At 41.0% G+C, this 20,443-nt stretch carries 12 protein-coding genes and 1 pseudogene; 5 read left to right on the top strand and 8 right to left on the bottom strand.

Annotated features, from left to right (window positions below; translation table 11 throughout):
* The first annotated feature begins 151 nt into the window (after positions 1 to 151).
* Positions 152 to 331: a high light inducible protein gene (locus H6G96_RS18375; protein ID WP_109008463.1), complete on the top strand. Its 180-nt coding sequence runs from the start codon at positions 152 to 154 to the stop codon at positions 329 to 331.
* An 85-nt stretch (positions 332 to 416) separates the two neighbouring features.
* On the opposite strand, the gene H6G96_RS18370 is transcribed toward H6G96_RS18375, so the two are convergent.
* From H6G96_RS18370 to H6G96_RS18350, 5 genes and pseudogenes are all read right to left on the bottom strand, one after another.
* Entirely contained in the window at positions 417 to 1,508 is a 1,092-nt protein-coding gene (locus H6G96_RS18370; protein WP_190912781.1) for a hypothetical protein, read from the bottom strand.
* A 147-nt stretch (positions 1,509 to 1,655) separates the two neighbouring features.
* Positions 1,656 to 4,631, bottom strand: coding sequence for a molecular chaperone (locus tag H6G96_RS18365; RefSeq protein WP_242063319.1), 2,976 nt, complete (start codon positions 4,629 to 4,631; stop codon positions 1,656 to 1,658).
* A 218-nt stretch (positions 4,632 to 4,849) separates the two neighbouring features.
* The gene (locus H6G96_RS18360; RefSeq protein ID WP_190912780.1) at positions 4,850 to 5,125 is read right to left on the bottom strand and encodes a hypothetical protein; all 276 of its coding nucleotides are present in this window, start codon (positions 5,123 to 5,125) and stop codon (positions 4,850 to 4,852) included.
* A gap of 56 nt (positions 5,126 to 5,181) precedes the next feature.
* Positions 5,182 to 6,017: pseudogene (locus tag H6G96_RS18355) on the bottom strand (Rpn family recombination-promoting nuclease/putative transposase).
* A 52-nt stretch (positions 6,018 to 6,069) separates the two neighbouring features.
* Positions 6,070 to 8,610 (bottom strand): proteasome protein, encoded by a 2,541-nt coding sequence (locus H6G96_RS18350; protein WP_190912779.1) that lies wholly within the window; start codon positions 8,608 to 8,610, stop codon positions 6,070 to 6,072.
* 1,028 nt (positions 8,611 to 9,638) lie between these two features.
* Here H6G96_RS18350 and H6G96_RS18345 point away from each other — a divergent pair.
* From H6G96_RS18345 to H6G96_RS42845, 3 genes are all read left to right on the top strand, one after another.
* The gene (locus H6G96_RS18345) at positions 9,639 to 12,146 is read left to right on the top strand and encodes a PAS domain S-box protein (RefSeq protein WP_347242248.1); all 2,508 of its coding nucleotides are present in this window, start codon (positions 9,639 to 9,641) and stop codon (positions 12,144 to 12,146) included.
* A gap of 272 nt (positions 12,147 to 12,418) precedes the next feature.
* On the top strand, positions 12,419 to 13,141 hold the full coding sequence (locus H6G96_RS18340) for a cyclase family protein (RefSeq protein ID WP_190912778.1): 723 nt from the start codon (positions 12,419 to 12,421) through the stop codon (positions 13,139 to 13,141).
* A gap of 131 nt (positions 13,142 to 13,272) precedes the next feature.
* Positions 13,273 to 14,100, top strand: coding sequence for a GNAT family N-acetyltransferase (locus H6G96_RS42845; RefSeq protein ID WP_190912777.1), 828 nt, complete (start codon positions 13,273 to 13,275; stop codon positions 14,098 to 14,100).
* A 144-nt stretch (positions 14,101 to 14,244) separates the two neighbouring features.
* On the opposite strand, the gene H6G96_RS18330 is transcribed toward H6G96_RS42845, so the two are convergent.
* The 3 genes from H6G96_RS18330 to H6G96_RS41425 all read right to left on the bottom strand — a co-directional run bounded on the left by H6G96_RS18330 (position 14,245) and on the right by H6G96_RS41425 (position 19,673).
* Entirely contained in the window at positions 14,245 to 14,415 is a 171-nt protein-coding gene (locus H6G96_RS18330) for a hypothetical protein (protein WP_242063318.1), read from the bottom strand.
* A gap of 219 nt (positions 14,416 to 14,634) precedes the next feature.
* Positions 14,635 to 19,308, bottom strand: a complete 4,674-nt coding sequence (locus tag H6G96_RS18325; RefSeq protein ID WP_190912776.1) for a GAF domain-containing protein — start codon at positions 19,306 to 19,308, stop codon at positions 14,635 to 14,637.
* 179 nt (positions 19,309 to 19,487) lie between these two features.
* A complete protein-coding gene (locus H6G96_RS41425; RefSeq protein ID WP_190912903.1) occupies positions 19,488 to 19,673 on the bottom strand; it encodes a hypothetical protein in 186 nt (61 codons plus the stop codon).
* Between H6G96_RS41425 and H6G96_RS18315 the strand changes: the two genes are divergently transcribed.
* Positions 19,594 to 20,427, top strand: a complete 834-nt coding sequence (locus tag H6G96_RS18315; RefSeq protein WP_190912775.1) for a GDSL-type esterase/lipase family protein — start codon at positions 19,594 to 19,596, stop codon at positions 20,425 to 20,427. The two genes, H6G96_RS41425 and H6G96_RS18315, sit on opposite strands and share 80 nt — an antisense overlap.
* Positions 20,428 to 20,443 lie beyond the last annotated feature (16 nt).

Raw genomic sequence — 20,443 nt, 5'->3', positions numbered from 1 at the left:
CCATGTCTAAACAGAAAAAAATAATATTACGTATACGTAATATATATTATTGAATTTTGCCTTGATTTGATGTTGCATTTCCGTAAAAACCTGTTACATTACTTTACAGGCAGTTATAACTGTTACAACATAAAAGCTCGGAGTATTATTTATGGCGGACGTTAAGAAGACTACGGCTTCGGTTCCAGAAGATCCTAATGCTTTGCGTTGGGGCTTCACTCCTCAGAGCGAAAATTGGAACGGTCGTTTTGCAATGATTGGTTTTTTATCTGCCGTTGCACTTGAAGTGTTTTCTGGTCAAGGGATTTTACACTTCTGGGGCATTTTATAGATTTAAACGTTTTACCTTCATTTAAATAATTAGGCAAGGCAGCGATTAGCAAGATCGTCTGCCTTTCCTTTGACAGAAAATTCTCTTATCGTGATGAGCGAAATATTACACGACCTGGAGATTCTTCCTGATTAATTCGCGCATACACTCGAAGACAAGTTAATACTTCACCAGGAATACCACCACAGTCTAGTTGTAAGTCATCCTTGGATGAAGCACAAATATCTGCATAAAGTCCCGATAATTGGCGAATTCGCACTTCATTACCTGCATTAATGGCTTCATCACCGACTTTCTTCAGGATGCGCCGTGATTCATGTTGTAGCTTTCCCCACCAAGAATAGCGTTCAGCCGGTGGTACAAATACTAGGGAATGTATCGCTTCGTCCATATCAATCCAAGCACGGAGAATTGACAAGGGATCAGTGTTTTTCTCAGCTTTTTGGGTGCGTTGGAAGCGATCGCTTAAAGCATCAATATATTGATCGCGCTGTTCTGGTTTGGAGTGTAAAGAAATGACATCGAAGCTGAAAACCCTCTTCAAAGCATGATGTAAATCTGGGTCTATTTCGATAAAATTCATATATAGAAATAGGAATGCTGCTGGTAAATCGGATGTATTACCTTGGGCAATTTGAGAATTTGAAAGTGCTTGAGGATACAAGCTCAATCCCTGAGTTTGAACAGTACCACTAAGTCCGGGGTAGATAATTTCATCACGGATAAAGGGAAGTTGATAAAGGTTAGAATTATCTGCGATCGCACCAACTTCTTGAGCTAAATCTAAGGTGCGTGATCGCCAAGTTGCAGCTAAATCTTCTGGTACTCGCAGCAATTTGCGTTGGATCTCATTCCACAAATCAGAGTCTGTTGTGCTTTGTAGTTGGGAATTACCCAGATAATAATTAAGTTCTGAGTCAGAATCAAAAACTTCCCGGAGGTGATTTAGTTTTAACTCAGCTGGCGGATCTTCCCAACCAGTATTTTGCTGTGGAGGTGCAGGTTCCAACAGGTTATGAAGTTCTTGCAGCACCTCATCGCATATTTTAGATCCTGGATCTAGTGGTAATTCTGTGCGAGCCTGATTTAAAGTTGCCTCTAGTCCATACAAACTAAACCGCAGTAACTGGGCTAACTCTGAGTTTTCTATCTCTAATAATTGACGCAAGTGCTGCATAAATCTCACCTCCAAATATTTTTATGGCGAATTAAACTTGGCAAACCTCTGCGCCCCTTAGCGTTTACTTTGCGCCCCTCTGCGTTTAAAAATCTTAATTTTTTCAACGCAGAGGTTAGCGCAGAGGAACGCAGAGGTTTAATGCAATTAATGTATGCCGCAAAATGGATCGCGTTCTTTATCAACTTCGTTGGGCTGCAATTCTAATTCAGCAAGATAAACGCATCCCTCTTCTTTTAGGCATTCCTGATTATTTGATGTCCAGTAAGGGATTTCACCAGCGTGCATCCGCAAAATGCCTTGATCATCAAGAGTTACACGATATTGGCAAGGATAATCTGTTGTCACATCTGGTTTGCTGAGTGCGCCAATTCTTATCCATTTTTTGCTATTGCTTTCGGCATCTGTTTGGTAAATATAAAAAGTGTGTTGACCAGTTTGCGGGAAGGGAGGTAAGGGATTACTAATTAATCCAATTCCTGGTTCTGTGACCCCATCACGCAGATAATGAAATTTTTTGAACAATTTACTACCATCATTTCCTACTTCAAACACAAGATGATAGGCATCTGGTTGATCAACAGTTGCAGACTCAATAACATTGACGGCAATATCACCATCATTTAAATCTTTATTGAAGCGTTCTACAGCAATATTCCAGTTCAATTTACCATCAGCAAATAGCGTCGATGTTTCTGAAACTACCGATTCTAAATCAATGCCAGGAATGTCAATTAAATAATGCGGATTTCCTTGACAAAGCAATACACTAAATTCAAGGGTTTGGTCAATCTCAAACTGGACTTTAATTTTTTTCAAAAACTCTGCTTCTTGCATTCCCAGTTTATTCATGAGGTTTTTACCGTCGAAACTACCCCATAATCGTAAATCTCCGTCTTCGTAGTCTTGACGGTAAATAATATTAGTTAATTGGATTCCTTGCCATGCAGTCCGAACTTTGGCAACAGTTTCCGAAGGTGCTAGTTGATAGAGTTCTTGTCCAGCCTTGAATATGGTTAGTAAATCGTTACTTTGAGTTTTGCGTTTGAAGTTGCATGGCAAATAATAAAACAGGTTTTTGACATCAATTTCTAGCTGGTTGGCTCCCTTACGCAGCAAGCTTTTGGACTCTTCTGGATCGAACCTTAATCTTCGCAGTTTCTCGGCATAGCAAGCACCAGCAGAGGTGGCTAATTTGGTAAATTCCAACACAAAGGTAATTCGTTCTGGATTCCACACAAAATATGGAGATTTACTAAATTCTTGATAGATTTGGCGCTGTACTATATCTAAATTACAAGTTTTTCCAGACAGAATTAACCAATCAACTTTTTGGGAATTCCAAGAATCTTTTGTGATATCATCGGGATGCAATCGGCTTTCCATCAATCCTTTGGCAATACCGATCGCTTCTTTAATTCCTGAAACGGCGGCTCGTTCAAATTGCTGGTTATCTAAGGTGATGCAGATGTTATTTGGATCTTTGACTTGCAATTTAATACCGCTTTGGGTGAGCAGTTCGGAAATTTCTTGCTCAGAAAGTGTGAAGGTTAGTAGAGAATTATCTGCTGGTGGCTTTTGCCCAAGTTTAAGTTTAGCTGCTTCTGCATGATCCCAGAGGATATAAAAGGATTGCAGGCGTTGGGGTGCTTGTTGCCAACGGGTGGGTAATACTTTCTCGGCAGTATCTAGGGCATCTTTATAAGCAATATCGCCTTCTGGATTCTCTTTATCTAAATATTTTAAAAGACTACCAGTTTTGAATTTGCCTTGTTCTAAAAAGCGCTCGTTTAACTCAGAGCTAATTAAATCTTCTAGTTTTTCGCTTTCAATATCACCTGTTGTTACTGATGTCAATAAAAAGTCTGCGATCGCAACTTTTAATAATCTAAAAATTCGCAGTGTAATTAACTCGCCGCCTAACTGTAAATGACCAGATGAACCTAATAGTTTGGGGGTAAGTTTATAGTAACGTCCTCCTAAACCTCGGTCTTCATAATCGGCAAAACTAGGAGTTTTATCTTCTAAAGTCAGTTCAATTAAAGCTAAGTCTGTGGTTCCCCCGCCAATATCCAAGACGAGAACATTTTGTGACCATTTGTTTCCTGCTTGGCGACAACGAGTTTTGAATGACTCGATGCCAATGTTGAGATTACCACCAAATTCTCGCCATAAAAAGAATATCGCTACAGAAACAGCTTCATCATAAGCAGTTTGCACATCGTCGATCCCCAACTGCTCAACTAGTTCCTTAACTTCCTTGCGAACAACTGGTGGGGCGACAGTGGGGTAGGTGACAACTGCTGTCAAAAAATCTCCTTCTGAAAACCTGCGTTGGGCACGTTGGCGGTAGTCTTCAGTTAAGTCGATTAAATGCGCCCAAGCAGATTGGATCAGTTCGTTAGCGGTAATTAATTCTTCTTCACCATCCAAAATAACTGGAAACAACCGATCTTGACCAAAATAGCGTTTGGGTGAATGGTGAAATCTGCTGATAATTTCCTTTAAAGAACCGCTTGTACCTTGAGCGATCGCTTTTTTTCGGTTATCTCTAGCTTCTCTTCCCATCCGTAGTTTTAAGTCGCTTAACTGCGAAATTTCCGACTCGCTGGGAATTTCCGTATCGCGGCGATCGATATCCAGCACAACTGGAATCAGATTTTGCGACTCTAGGGTAGGGACGCGGAACACCTCATGATAGATTTGGTAAAGTTTTTTGCTGACAGCACGGCGGAATCTCTCGCTATTTCCTAAAGAAAGTTCAATTTGGCGAATTGCTTCTAAAAATCGCTCTTTATTATCACTTTCAAAAACTTCGCTCAATCGGCTGGGTTCTATCTCCAGGTTTTTGCTAATTTCTACAATAAACTTTTCCCAATCATCAGCGCTGACATCTGGTAAAGCCACTGAGGCGGGAGAACTCAGCCATTGTGATAAGCGATCGCGCAGTCGCATTTCTTGTTCTTTGGGTAGAATTTCTGCGATCGGTACTTCAATTGGATCGAAAAGTGTAACTGTGGAATTCGATGTACCAAAATCTAAAGCAAACCATCCAGGAAATCTTTTTTGTTGTTTCTCGCTTGGTTCTTGATCGCTATATTTGTTGAGTTGAAAAGGGTTCATTATAGTATTACTTTCTGTTGTTTGTTTTATAGCTGGCTAAAAACTGTAATGTTGTATCATAAAATTACAAATTTAGAGAATCTTTGGTCTTTTACCATTGATTCTCTTTAGCGCTGGCTTTTTTATTTGGCGCGATATCTACGTTGGGCTAGGCTTTTATATGAAAGGGCGTAGGCGTAGCCCAAACTTAGGCATCGCTATGAAAATTGCAGCAGTTATTAAGTTGATGTTGAAGATTCTTGCTTAGTTGCAAGTCTTACTTGTTCGACTTGTTCGATAGTTAAATTAAGTAACCTTGCAACCTCTTCTATCGAAATACCGTAAGCTAAACACCGAGGTATAAGTTCAAGTTTTGCTAGTTCTCGTCCTTGTTGTATTCCTTCTTTTAGTCCTTTTTCTCGTATTTCTTCTAGTGCTTGTTTTAGTCCTTCTTGTCGTCCTTCTTCTTTAGCTTCTCGATAAACCCTAGTTTCTTGTAACTTAATTTCAAACATCGCCTCTACCTCTTTACTACTTAAGTTTGCAAATTTATAACCAGTAATTGTTGTGATTACTCAGATGCAAGTCTTACTTGTTCGATAGTTAAATTAAGTAATTTGGCAACGTCTTCCATCGACATACCAAGAGCTAAGAACTGAGGTACAAGTTCAAGTTTTGCTTGTTCTCGTCCTCGTTGCAGTCCTTGTTCTAATCCTTGTTCTCGTCCTAGTTCTAATCCTTGTTCTAGTCCCTCTTGTTTAGCTTCTTGATAAACTCTAGTTTCTTCTAACTTAACTCCTAACATTGCCTCTACCTCTTCACGACTTAAGTTGGCAAATTTATAAACTGCAATCGTTGTGATTACATCTATTATCTCCTCCTTAGCTAAAACAGTTATCTGTTCTTGTTGCACCCGCTCTATTAAACGTTTCGCATCCTGCACCATTTGAGTCTCTGAGGCAATAGTCAACTGCATCAAGCTGATACCTACTTTTTGCTCATCAGGACTACCTAACTCATCTAAATAAATCCGTTGTACTTGGGAACTGTTCAGTAACGATCTGTGAATAGTAGTGTTTTTCGGTTCCAAGCTGCGAGACTGTAAAATAATTACTCCGTACCAGTCATCGTAAAGCGAGGGTTACGATACATATACAGCATGGATTCGGAGAAAAACCGATGGTACAGTAACTCATCCTTTTGGAATTGTACCTCAGCAAAAAAGATCATCTGAGATGTTGCATGAGGTGGAGGTAAAAATACCCCATCAATCCGAAATGTTGGTTCTTTAACTTCAACAGATTCAAAGCGATAGCTACTAGCTTCGGCTGGTGGCTGTTCTACTAACTCGAAAAACAATCCTGGTACACGCTTGAAAATTGCATAAAAAATCGCATCACGTCTCACAAATACATCCTCATAACCGTAGCGATCGCAATCAGTCACTTTCTGAGTTAGCTTATCTCAAATCATCTAAGTAAGAAACAGCAGCAAGTTCTGAAATAATCTGCAACCATGTAGGAATTGCGATCTCAGATGGCAATTCTCCAGCCGCTAGATATCTTAGCAAAGTTTCTTTTTTTGAAAGGTTTTGCAAACTAGGAATAATTTGATCCAAAATCCCTTCTAGCTCAGAATTAATTTGCTGATTAACTTCGCTAACATACTGCACAAGGTGAAGACTGGCGCTAGCGGTGATTTCATCTCGCAGTCGTAGTACTAAAAGTTGGTGGTTGCTCGATCTAGGTAAACCTTGGCTTTTTTCTGGTGCCCAGTCAAAGATTTGACCAACATTGTGTTTATCGTCTTTACGTGCTAAGGGAAAGATGATTTCGGGTGCAACGGTTTTGTCTTTACTAGTGATTTCGGAAATGATTGCTTCCTTCCATTCATTAGGATCGCATCCTAGTAATAATTTGTAAAAGAGATCGGCATCTTCAAAACCAAATTTTTCTTCGATTTCTTGCTCCATTTCTGGATGGAAAAATGCCTGCAATTGTTCGCGTTCTGGAGCTACATAATTTGATAATTGATTCAACAAATCTACTACTGCTTGATGGATGCGATCGCGGGCAAAATCTTCTACTTCTTTAACAGTTTTCTCAAAGACTGGATAAAAATCATCGCTCTTAGTTGGAAGGGAACTATTGACACGATTTCCCCGATCAAATAATTTACCGGCTGCACCTTTAGATTCTGCCAGAGCGATGGCTCCATTGTTGGCTTTGTTGAAGAGTAAAGTCCACTGGTTCCAATTCAGTATTCTAAAAGTGAGTTCGTCTTTTACTACATCGCTGACGACAACACCGCGACGATCTCTGAGTGGTTCTTTCCCTAAATCTTTTTGAAAATTCCTATAGATTTTATCCAAGCTTTCGACCACAAAGCGCAACTCGATAAAGGCGGGACTGTCTCCTGTAGGGATACCTTGCTCGTGAATTTCATCTATGATGTCCTTCAAGTGATCTTGTTGCTGACTCACCACATCAGCCGCTCTACGAGTATCTTCATACAGTTGCTTTAGACCATGAGTCGCTACATGGGTTTGAATCAATTCCCGCAGTTTACTAAGTCCTCCATCTTGGCTAAAGTAACCTAGCTGTTTGCCCAAATAACTGCGGGGATCAGAGTTTAATAGCCGTTCACTTAATAGCTCCCATTTGTCTTGTAGCCGTTTAGATCGATCTAGGTAATCAGGATAGTCCAAGTTAGCCAAAAACTCTGTTGAACCTGCTTTGACTGTAGTAGAACGTTTTGCCAATTCAGCTAGTCCCAACAGTGGCGACAGTAAAACGATGCGGTCTTTTTGGGTTGTAAACGCTTCTGCACCGTCAATGGTAGTTTGCAGAACTTTGAGTTTTTGGAAAACGGTTTCTTCTTGTAAATGCTTATCTTCAATGAGCTGATCAAGTTCTCTTTCACCGCCTTCGCTGTCTAGGGGTAGTTGATCGAAGCGACCTACACCTACGAGAATTAAATCTTTCAGGTCTTGTCCCGGTCGCTGCTGCTGCATCATCGTAAAGATTTTATTAGCGCGATCGCTCCCAGGAGATTTACCATTTAGCAATACCAAAATTGTTTGTACTTCTGCCAATTCTCGCAGTGACAAAAAGGTATCCCTAGCCCCCGAATTAGCAGCCCCCAATCCCGGAAAGTCGATAAGAATAAATTTAGCTGCATTTGTAAAATCCCAAATTTCCCGTGAGATTTTCACATCGATATCTACACGGCGAATAAGTGGGAAACTGTTTTGCAATAACTTTGTTGGTAGCCTCTGGGGCGGACTCGGTAATCGGATATGCGCTGGGGGTAAATCCTCAAATTTCAGAGTTTGGATTGCCATTGGCTGTTCGACTAGCTGTAGCCCCTCGCGGGCGGTGATAGCATCAATCTGGTAGCGCCCACCACACATAACTTCCCCATAGGCTTGATAAGCCCGCAGGAATAATACCAACTCCCGGAGTAAATAACGTAGCTCTAAATTGTTACTACTATTCCATGCTTCTTCACACCAGCTAATAATATCTGTGCCAGAGTTGAGTTTCGATACTGGTATAGGAGGAAGCCCTGCTGCTGTCGTCCGTTTATGGGCTTCCCCTAGCATGAAGCGTAGACACTCATGCACTCCTTCATGAGAAAGATAATCTACAGTAAAATTACTTAATTGAGTAGTTGCAAATTCATCTTGCGGAATGATATGTATTGCGGTAACATTACCTGTAGTGGGGTTTTCGCTGACTGGCAAACCATCTGCATATCCAATTAGACTGCCTAAAAGTAAAGTTTTACCACTACTGAATTCTCCCATCACCCCAATTTTGACAGGTGAAGTTGCAAGGTCTACAGTTTTCTGGGCAGCTGACCGCAGACGAAGCAGACATTCGTCAAGACTAGCTGGAACCCAATCTTCTTGTTTTGAAGGGTGCTGGGGCACAGAATCTATCTTTCGGAGGATGAATTCGCCGTACTCCTTAAAACGGCCCAGTTTATCTGGTTCCATAAAGTAGTTCCCGCCTAACATTAATTTCTGTGAGCTTTATAACATATAAAATGCAATTTCCAGCTATTGTTGCAACGTCTTGATATCACATTTAGCATTTCTCTCATTTAATTTGGGATTTTGGCGTGAGGCGTTTTGAACGGTCAAGACAATTTTGAAAAATCGAGTTTCGTTGAGAAAATTGAAGAGGAATTCAGAAGTCAGAATGGGCTAAACCATAGCTATCCGCTAACAGGAGTCAGAATAAACAAAGTGGGGTTTTATACCATAAGCTGGCTAGATAATGCTTAGTAAAGATATGGGTATTAAACCCTTTTATACCCCTTATTTTAAGAAGATGTCCGAAAATTATTAGGTGAATATAATTTGCTACCATACAAGCAAAGTCTGTCTACGCAAAAATCACGAAAAATCAAAAAATTCAAACCCACCTCCTTGGATTCTGTCTGTATAGCCGCGACTCTGAGTCGCCAGTACTCTAAATTAATGCTGAATTCTTCTTGATAAAAAATCAATATTTATTTGATATGAAATTTCTGATTATTGTGAATTTCTGATAAAGTAAGCGCCTCACGGGAGCATCTCACCTTTGCAAATATACCAGATGATTAGAAATCGCGGCTACACAGACGAAGTCCATTCGCCAGGGCAGGTGTGTTTTTACAAAAGTAAGATGCTCCTCGCCTCACCGTTAATAATATAGTTTTCGTAAAGCTGAATTAGGTTTTTAAACAATACGATTACATAGTTAAGATGAATTTATAGCTAATTTTAAAAATAAACAAAGTCGAATAGCTTCCCGGTCACAGAGATAACTTAAATATTGCAAAAGTGCTGACGTTAATCTTAATGATAACTTCAGCATTCTCTTCAATTTATTTACAGTAAAAGAAGAATTATTATCCATATAAAAATAAATAAGGTATTAAAATAAATAGCAGGTTGAGGTGAAAATTATATACATCTATATAACAAATCCTATTTTCAGGCTATTACTTTAATAACTTAGGCAGAGCAGGCAGGCAAAAGTGTTTTCTAAAAAGGTGCAGAGCTACATTAACCAAATCATAGTTACAGAGGAAGAAATACAAGGAGACGCTAAAGGCGATCTGCATCCCGCTCTTTACGAGAGTTCAGGGCTGCCAAATCATCCGGGGCCGAATAAAGAGATGATTTGCTCCTCCTGCCTCACTTCTCTAGGAGAGACTGCGCTCAATGACCACCTGCCTTCTGCCTCCTGCCTCCTTCAATGTTGTTGTCTGCATGAAATTACAGAACAGAAACAGGCAACAGAATTAGCAAAAGCACTAGAGCAACTGCAAGCTGAAACTGCAAAACGCCAAGCAGTTGAAGCACAGTTACGCCAAAAAACATCAGAATTTGCAGCGATTTTGCAAGTGCTTCCTGATTTATACTTTCGTCTTGATATTGACGGAAGTATTCTGGATTACAAGCCAGGAAAGGCGGAAAACCCGTGTATCCCAACAGGAGATTGTCAGGGCAAGAGTTTGCGAGAATGCCTACCGACTGTTATGGGCCATCGCTTCCAACAAGCAATAACTCAAGTACTTGAAACTCAATCTTTAGTCAGTTTTGAATATACCTTACCCCTGCCACAAGGGAAGAATAATTTTGAAGCTAGGTTATTACCATTACCAGACCAGCAAATCATAGTTCTTGTCCGCGACACCAGCGACAAAGTCCAAGCAGCATTAATAGAAACCGATACTAAGTTTCGTACCATTATTGAAAATGCCAATAACATTATTTTTGCGCTGACACTTGAAGGAATATTTTCCTACGTTTCTCCTAACTGGACTGAAATTTTTGGGCATGAGATTGCAGAGGTTGAAGGCAAATCCTTTGCTCTCTTTGTACATCCTGACGATGTGCCTATCTGTGCAAATTATTTCCAAAAAATTGCGACAACAACCGAAAAGCAAGACGCAATTGAATATCGAGTAAAACACAAAAATGGCACTTGGCGATGGCATACCAGCAACTCATCTGTTATTAGAGATGCTAATGGTAATGTTTTAAACTTCGTTGGCATTTGCCATGACACCACTGATCGAAAACAAGCAGAAGTTGCGCTCAGAGAAAGCGCCCAACGGGAAGCCTTACTCAATCGTCTGTCTAACCAGATTCGAGCTTCTCTGGATCTCAATTACATTGTGGAAACCGCAGTGCAGGAGATTCGCAACTTATTCCAAATTGATCGCTGCGCCTTCTTTTGGTATCGCCAAGACGCTGAGGTTCCCTACTGGGAAAGTGTATATGAGGCAAAAAGTTCCTTTTTCCCCTGTTTGCTTAACGAACAAGCAAATAATGCAGAAATAGAACTAATCGCAGCCAAAACCTTGAACAGAGAAATCATTCGCATTAATGATGTAAAGACTGTGGGCGATTGCACTGCACAGCAGTTTTTGCAAGATTTTGGTTTCACTGCCTTTATGTCGCTCCCCGTACACACCCAATCTGGTGAAATAGGCACATTTAGTTGTGGCTCTTGTAGTGGCTTTCGTCCTTGGCTGGATAGCGAAGTAGAATTACTACAAGCAGTTACAGTTCAACTAGCGATCGCTATTGATCAAGCCAAACTTTACACCCAAAGCCGTATCGCTGCCCAAACTGCTCAATACAAAGCCCAGCAACTAGAAGCAGCACTGCTAGAACTTCAACAAACTCAAGCGCAACTGATTCAAACTGAAAAAATGTCGAGTTTGGGACAATTGGTTGCAGGTATTGCCCATGAAATCAATAATCCTGTTAATTTTATTTACGGCAATATTAGCCACGCCCGTGAATATATCAAAGACTTGCTCCACTTGGTAGAACTTTATCAACAAAACTACTGCCCACCAACACCAGAGATTCACCAACAAATCTACGCCATTGATTTGGACTTTCTCAAGCAAGATTTGCCCAAAATCCTGGATTCTATGAACATGGGAGCCGAACGCATTCGGCAAATTGTTTTATCTTTACGCAATTTCTCTCGCCTTGATGAAGATGGCACAAAGCCAGTGGATATTCATCAAGGCATTGATAGCACCTTGCTGCTGTTACAAAATCGTCTAAAAGCCAAACCAGGACATTCCGAAATTCAAGTAATCCGAGACTACGGCGACCTCCCACCAGTACTATGCCACGCTGGACACATGAATCAGGTGTTTATGAATCTGTTGACAAATGCGATCGATGCTTTAGAAGAGAGAGTGGGGAATGGAGAATGGGGAGTAGGGGAAGAAGCACTCCCTACTCCCCAGATTCGCATTCGCACCCTCATCCAAGAAAACCGTGTAATTATTAGCGTTACCGACAATGGCCCAGGCATGACTGAGGAAGTACGCAAACGTCTATTTGACCCCTTCTTTACTACAAAACCCGTCGGTAAAGGCACGGGCATGGGGTTATCAATCAGCTACCAAATTGTTGTAAAAAAACATGGGGGGCAAATTCAGTGTATTTCAGCACCAGGAGAAGGTGCCGAGTTTGCGATCGTGATTCCACTAACGCAGCAACCCGATTCGTAAATATTACACAAATTTAACCAAAATTTAACCAAAATTTAACCTATTTGTTGTTAACTAAGATTAATTCACTTTTTGCTGCAACATTTGAACCCCCCAATAACCTGAAGTTTACAGGAATTGGGGGATTATTTCTTCTAATACAGGCAAGTAGGAGTAATAGTAGTACTATCTTCGCGTAGGCGTAGCCCAGCCGAGGCGATGTCTACAACAGTCTGCGCCTACGTACCTTTGAAAAAAATCCCTGAGTACAAATAATAAAATAGAAGGCTGGGATGATACAACCCCAAAATCAAAATAGTATCACCTACACACGCGTTATCCACCTAAGTCATGTAATTGACATAGATATTCCCCAATGGTCTGGAGATCCCACAGTAGAATTTGAAACTGTGGCTGAACTAAATAATGATGGCTATTACCTGCGGCGTTTCTGTTTGGGGGAACATAGCGCTACCCATATCAACGCCCCTAACAGTTTTCATAGTTCTGCTGTAGGAATTGACCAATACCCAGCCCAGTCCTTGGTTGTACCTGCGGTGGTCATAGATATTCGCCAATCCACAGCAGTTAATGCTGATTATGCCCTGACTATTGCTGATGTTGTAGCTTGGGAAGAACAATACGGTGAGATTTCTCCTGGTTGCGTAGTTATATTGAATACTGGTTGGCAAAATAAATGGTTGGATAAAAGTGCATTTTTAAATCATGATGCTCAAGGAATTACCCATTTTCCGGGGTTTGGCAGCGATGCGACTCAATTCTTACTAAATGAACGCCAAATTGTTGGGGTAGGAATTGATACTCATGGCGTAGATCCTGGACAGGATAAAAGTTTTGCTATTAACCGCCTAGTTTTAGAACAATCGCGCATTGTCTTGGAAAATCTCACCAATTTGGATCAGCTTCCACCTAAAGGTACTACTCTAGCGATCGGGGTTCTTAGGTTGCGTGGTGGTTCCGGTTCTCCTGTGGGGGTGTTGGCGTTAGTGCCTTAATTTTTATAGATATTTGCTTCTCACGCCAATTTTTCAGACTAAAGGCTAGCCTAGAAACCAAGCAAACCTAGTACATAGTCTAGCTAAAAATGTTAGGCTCACTCGTGTAATTCTGTACTAGGAGTTTGAAGGTGAACCAGATTTTAAAGGATTTATCGACACCTGACTTAGTGAGAGTACTCGAAAACAATATGTATGCATTCTTGACGAATTATGGCCATGCACCACATTGCCAACTCAACTGTGGATCTAACCTGATTCGTTTTTCTACCGGCATTTCTTTCCCCTTTTTTAACGGTGTTTGCTGTGCCCAACTCCAGCCTGATCAAACCGATGCTACCATTACCGAAACTCTCAACTACTTTATTGCCCAGCAGCTGCCAATGTTGTGGTGGATAGGAACAGCAACTCAGCCACCGGATTTAGGAAAGTATTTAGAAGCCCACGGATTAAGCAATTCAGGTGAATTACCTGTGATGGCGATTGATTTATCGACTTTACCTGAGGAGTTGTTTGTGGTAGAAGATTTGGCGATCGCACAGGTTAAAGATCCCGAAACCCTGAAGCATTGGGTGCGAGTTGCAATGGTGGGCTTTAAAATTCCTGATCCCGAATATAATGCCTATTATGACTTAGAGTTAAGCTTGGGAATAGATTCCAAAGAATATATCCGTTTTATTGGCTGGTGGAACGGTTTGCCCGTTGTAACATCAGCATTGTATCTAGATTCACAAGTAGCAGGTATCTACGTTGTTGCAACAATGCCAGAAGCAAGAGGAAAGGGATTCGCAAAAGCACTAGTATTAACTGCACTCCACAAAGCTTATGCCCTTGGATACCATGTAGCAACATTACAAGCCTCGCAAATGGGAGTAAATATATATCGCCGCATCGGATTTCAGGAGTATTCTAAGATTGGAGCTTACCTTTGGACGGGTCAACTAAATCAAAATCAGTAGCTTTATGAGTGGTTAGGGACTTGCAAATAAATACATACAGTACCAGCCATTCTAGATTCTAATCCTTCTCAGATTTTGGCATTTTTCTACCAAACAGACTAGTCATACTTAATCCAGTAACCAACAATCCCAGTTAGTTTGATCTCACTTTTTAGAAACGGCGATATTTGTGTCAAGTGTTTGTAACCCTTTAAGAGCTTTGGCTTTATCTTTTGCTTTCAGCGCATCCTTCACCTGGGTTGCAGCATCTTCGATTACATTATAGGTTTTTGAAGATTTAGTTTTGACACCATCCTCAACCTTATACCAATTCACAATTCGCAATTAAAAAACTTAGATGCCGCAAAGCTTTCAGAGGTTACATCTGTATCAGATTTTCGTTAAATGGTATTATAGCAATCCTATCTGAGTTGTGAAAATTACTTTTTAATCGAACCACGGAGGCGCAGAGAACACAGAGAGAAGAATTAACAAGAATTTTCACAAATGATTTAGGGCTGCTATAGACCAAGAGTTTTCAAATTAATTGCAGGTTTATGCCTCATCATTTTTAATTGATAACAAAGTGTGATTTGTTACTTCGTTTCTAATTAAAAAGTCTTGAATGCAGTCAACAAATCCTTTCAACTCTAAAATTAACTTAGTAGAACCTCTAAGCTCTTGATGGTAAGCTAATTGTTCTAGTTTGTCAGCAGCTAAGTACATAGCTGTGGCTCCAATATTGGCACTAGCGCCTTTAAGGTGATGAGTTTCTCGCACAATTTGCCTAAAGTCATCAACTGTGATCGCTGCTTTAATGATTTCTAAACGGGGCTTAACATCTTCAACGCATACTTGCAATAAATTTAATTCAAATTCTGTATCATTTCCCGATACTCGATGCAAGTGTTCCCAATCAATTGCTAGACCAGTAGAAACTGTCTGTTCATACACAACTGCTTCTTGTTGTGAGAGGATCACGCCTGTCCAATGCTCTAGGGTCGCAGCCAAGTTTTCTTTAAACACTGGCTTACTCAGATAGTCATCCATTCCTGCATTGAGACACATTTCTTCGTCTTCTTTCATCGCATTAGCCGTCATTGCAATCACCACAGGCCGACGACGCAGAGCAAAAGTGTCCTCTTGCCAACGATGAATTTCTTTTGTGGTTTCTAAACCGTCGAGAATTGGCATTTGACAATCCATTAAAATCAAATCGTAAGGAATTTTGTCTAATAGCTGCAAAACTTCCTTGCCATTGGCAACAACATCGGCTTTGTAGCCCAAACTATCGAGTTGCTTCAGAGCTACTTTCTGATTCACCAAATTATCTTCAGCTAAGAGAATTCTTAACTTAGATTTAGTAGAAGGGTTAGGGGGAGAGGAGGTCAGAATGCCTGAAGTTGTTGCACTCTGGATTTCTTCAGTAGCCTCTAGCTTCGAGCCTCCAGCCCCTTGTTCTGATTCAGACTGAGTTTCTAAAATAGTCATAATGGCATTGAGGAGCCGTGATGGCTTAATGGGTTTGACCAAATAAGCAGCAAATCCGATTTTGAGCGCCTGCTGCGCTTCATCCTGTTGATTAGTAGAGGTGAGCATAATCAAAGGTATCTCAGCAATTGCAGAATTGGTTTTAATTTCTTCTATTGCCATGCCATTTTTTATATCAACCAAGGCAACATCATAGGATTTTCCCTGCTTATCAGCTTTCTGAATAACTTTGAGGGCAGTTGCTATACTGTCAGCTTGATCTACCTGCATCCCCCAATAAGTAGCTTGATGGTAGATAATTTTGTAATTAGTAGCGTTGTTATCCACCAATAACAAGCGGCGATTGTTCAAAAGTCCGCGTTCGCATTTTGACAAAACAGGCTCAACTTGCTTCACAAAAAGCACCTCAAACCAAAACTTAGATCCTTTCCCCATCTGACTTTCTACCCCAATCACTCCTCCCATCAAAGTCACTAGTTGTTTACAAATGGCTAATCCCAAACCAGTACCACCATACTTGCGAGTGGTCGAAGCATCTACTTGGCTAAATGGCATAAAGAGTTTGCGTTGGTCTTCAGGGCTAATGCCAAGACCTGTATCTGTGATGGCAAAATGAATGGTGGCTGTAGTGGAGGAAAGTGAACGTAATTCGGCTTGCACTAATACTTCGCCAGCATTGGTGAACTTGATAGCGTTGCTGATTAAATTCATCAGAATTTGCCGCAGTCTACCAGCATCTCCTTTAATATGGGTGGGGACGTTGCGCTCAATGAGCGTGGCAATTTCTAATCCTTTGTTATGGGCTGAGGGAGCCAATAATTCCACCACTTCTTCCACACAAGTGGATAGGTCAAAATCTAGAGTTTCGAGAGCCATCTCTCCAGCTTCAAGTTTGGAAAGATCCAAAATCTCGTTGATTAAACTTAAAAGCGCGTCTCCACTACTACGAATTATTTCCAGAAATTCTCGCTGTTCTGGGTCTAAGGGAGTATCTAACACCAAACTGGTCATTCCCAATACAGCGTTCATCGGAGTCCGAATTTCATGACTTATATTTGCTAAAAATGCACTTTTAGTCTGAGAAGCTAATTCAGCTTGGCGACGAGCAATTTCAAGTTCCTGTCGCTGACGAGTTTCTGCTGCTAATAGTTGGGCTTGGGCTAGGGCAATACCTACTTGGTCGGCTATTTGCCGCAAAAGATGAGTTTCAAAGCTAGACCAGTGGTGAGAATCATCACCCTGATGAACTATCAGCAAACCGCGAAGTTCTTCTTTCACAAGAATCGGAACAACCAAGTTGACTTTGACCCCAAACTGCTGTAATAATTCCAGATTGCTTTGTTGGATTTCCAGCAAATCCAAGTCAGCCAGTCCAAAAACTCGTCCTTGACGGTACTGCTGTAGATAGTACTGCTGTAGATATTCGGCTCGAAAGTAGGGGGCGCTGATGTTTTGCTCTTTGATTGCTGGTAAACCAGAAACTACTGCTTCAGTAACGGTAGTGGCAGACTCATCTGGTAAAAGCTGATATATTAAAACTCGGTCAGTTTGGAGAATCTTTTGTACCTCTTCCACAGTGATTTGGAGAATTTCTTCGATTTGCAAAGACTGGCGAATCTTGAGGGTGATTTCGGTAAATAATTGCGATCGCAAGTTTTGGCGTTGTATTTCTTCTTCAGCTTGTTTACGCTGAATAAATTGCCCCACTTGCTCACCGATAGAGTTCATTGTTTTGATCAAATCTTGTTCGGGCTGTTGGATTTCATGATTGAAGCAGGTAATGACACCAAGAATTTTGTGGCCGCTGCGGATTGGAAAACCAACAGCTGCGTGTAGCCCTACTTGGGCAGCAATTTTAAAGTTAGGGAAATTAATATCTTTAACGATATCAGCGATCCAAACAGGTTCAGAACTAGCCCAAACCCTTCCAGGTAGTCCAATTCCTGGTGCAAAGGTGGTTCGCCGCTTCAGTGCTTCAAACTCTTGCATCTCAAGGGATGCTTTATGCCATATATCGAGAAAACGTAGCACATTTGCTTGCTCATCCACCATCCAAATTTCACCCAAATCCCATGCCAAACTCTCGCAGATTCCTTGCAGGGTTTGGCGAGTAGCTTCCCTAATCGTGGCGGACTCGGCTAAAACGCGGGTTGTAGCATATTGTGCAGTTAGATGCTGTTGCGCTTGTTTACGAGCAGTAATGTCAATGCCAATACCAACAACGTATTCAACGCAGCCTTCACAGTCTTTTAAAAAGGTATTCGACCAAGCAATCAGTCGGCGGCTGCCATCCTTCATTACCCAATAGTTTTCGTGTTCTACGAAACCTCTACCAGTTAGCAATTGCTTAAAAACTGCTTTGACTGACTCCACCTCTTCAGGGAGTAGGAACAAGTTCCAGAAATACCTACCTCTTACCTCATCAAAGGAGTAACCTGTTGTTTGCTCACAAGCTTGATTGAAACGAACGATTTGCCCTTGAAAATCGACAACTATGACCAACGCACCAGCTGTATCAAGGACTGCTGAAATAAAGTTGCGTTCTTGGTTTAAGGTTTCTTCTGTCTTTTTACGCTCAATGACCTCACGATAGATGAAGTAGTAGACTACAGTAAGAACAATAAAACTTAGGCAGATAGCGATCGCAAGTGTCAGAATTGTGTTCCGAGTCCTGGCTTTTCTTGCTTGTAACTGCTGCTGGAGTCGTCCCTTTTCATCGTTTTCCATCTCATTGATCGCCTTGTGGATATCATCCATGAGATTTTGTTCATCATTTCTTACTAGTACTTGCAATGCCGCCTCTAGTCCCTTATCCTGGCGCAAGTCGATAGTCTGTTTGAGTTCAGTAAGTTTAGCCGTTATCAGAGATTCTAGCGTTGCGATCTGTTGTTGTTGATTCGGTTTATCTGTTATTAAACTTTTCAGTTTGGTAATTTCTTGATTGACGTTAGCAAGTGCTGTTCGATAAGGTTTGAGATAAATTTGCTTTCCAGTCAGAATGTAACTACTTTGTCTATTCTCAGCATCCTTAACGTGGGAGAGTAGTTTTTCTAGACTGTTGACTTTTTTATAAGTATTTTTTACTATACTGCGATTATTATTAGTTACGCTTGTATTTTGATAAGAAACTACACCAATCAAAACTAAAATTACCGACGCTAAACCAAAACCTGCTGCAATCTTTTTGAAAAATTGCTTACGTACCCTCTGCGCTTGTTTACCTTTGTTGGTCACAAGTACCAAATTTGCTAAATTTCGGCGTAATTCCAGTTGCTTGATGACTTGACGGCCTAAGGTTCGTAATGCCTCTATCTGATCTGGAGTCAGTTTTCGTGGTACGTAGTCAAGCACGCAAAGTGTTCCTAGCCTATATCCCTCAGAATTAGTCAGAGGTACACCAGCATAAAACCGAATATTTGGGTCAGAAGTGACCAGTGGGTTGGTGGCAAACCTTTCGTCATCTGTTGCATCAGGCACAACCAAAACATCAGGCTGTAAAATAGCATGGGCACAGAATGCGAAATCTCGATGTGTTTCTAGAGCATCCAAACCGACTTTTGACTTGAACCACTGACGGTTTGTATCAATTAAGCTAATTAAAGCAATAGGAGTCTGACAAATATACGAGGCCAAACGGGTGAGGTCGTCAAAGGCGGCTTCAGGTGGCGTATCGAGAATTTTATACTGTAAAAGCGTCTCGATTCTCTGTGCTTCGTTATCAGGTAATGGTGCTTTCATCCTTGAGCCTTATCTAGATTCTGGGGGAAGCAGAGGGCCAGGGGAAAGGAAAACCAAATGCCCAATGCCTAATACATAATGCCCAGTTCAATAAACTTACTTTAATTAATGGCAATAGTTTAGTTAAAAGCGTTAGCGTAATTTCACTGAGTTCAACCTGTTAAAAAATGTTCAAATCATTAAGCCCCTACTGTATAGGTTACAAAATCCAAAATCCAAAATTGGGCTGATTTGCGATCGCTAGCGTTAAAATTTGAGTCAAATAATTGGGAAATTTCGCTAGTCGTGTCTACTTCTGCAAAAACCTTTCCTATCTGGGCATTTTTCTCGCTGTTAACCAACGGCATTCTAATCTTGGCGGTCATCCTGCTAATTTGGCAACAGCAGAGATTGTCCGCTTTTTTTGGGATAATCACATCCCCAGAGATAATCAACCTGAACAACTCACCCCAAATTGCTACACCTGATTTGGGTCGCCGTCACCAACTCACTTACCAGGAGTGGGTAGACATCCTCAAGCAAGAAGCCAAGGTAGCGGCTGACCAACGTCCCCCAAATTTAACCATCCTGGCGGGAGATTCTCTAAGTTTGTGGTTTCCCCCTGAATTGTTACCCGAAGATCAAAATTGGCTCAATCAAGGAATTTCTGGCGAAACCAGCAATGGACTCTTAAAAAGATTAGAGATATTTGACCGCACCCAGCCAGAGGTAATTTTCGTGATGATTGGCATTAATGACCTAATTCGAGGGATGAGCAACAGGGTAATTTTAGATAATCAACGGCAAATTATCAGTTACCTCCGAAAGGCGCATCCCAAGGCGCAAATTGTTGTCCAATCGATTTTGCCACATGGAGGAGAAGAAGCAACCTGGAAAGGACGAGATAAACTTCTGGCTGTTGCCAATAGTCGCATTCGTGAGTTAAATCAGCAACTCCAAAGCATATCTACCAAAAAAGGTGTTAAATATCTTAATTTATATCCCCTATTTACCAACAAGCAAGGAAATCTCCGCCGCGAATTTACTACTGATGGCTTACATTTAAGTCCCGAAGGCTATATAGTTTGGCGTTCTGCATTGCAGATTTATAGCGATATCGAATTAAAACCCCAGCGTTAAGTCCTTAGCAAGAAAA

It is taken from the genome of Nostoc sp. FACHB-892, from assembly GCF_014698795.1.
Lineage (GTDB): Bacteria > Cyanobacteriota > Cyanobacteriia > Cyanobacteriales > Nostocaceae > Nostoc.
This window is presented reverse-complemented; position numbering and strand designations above follow the sequence as displayed.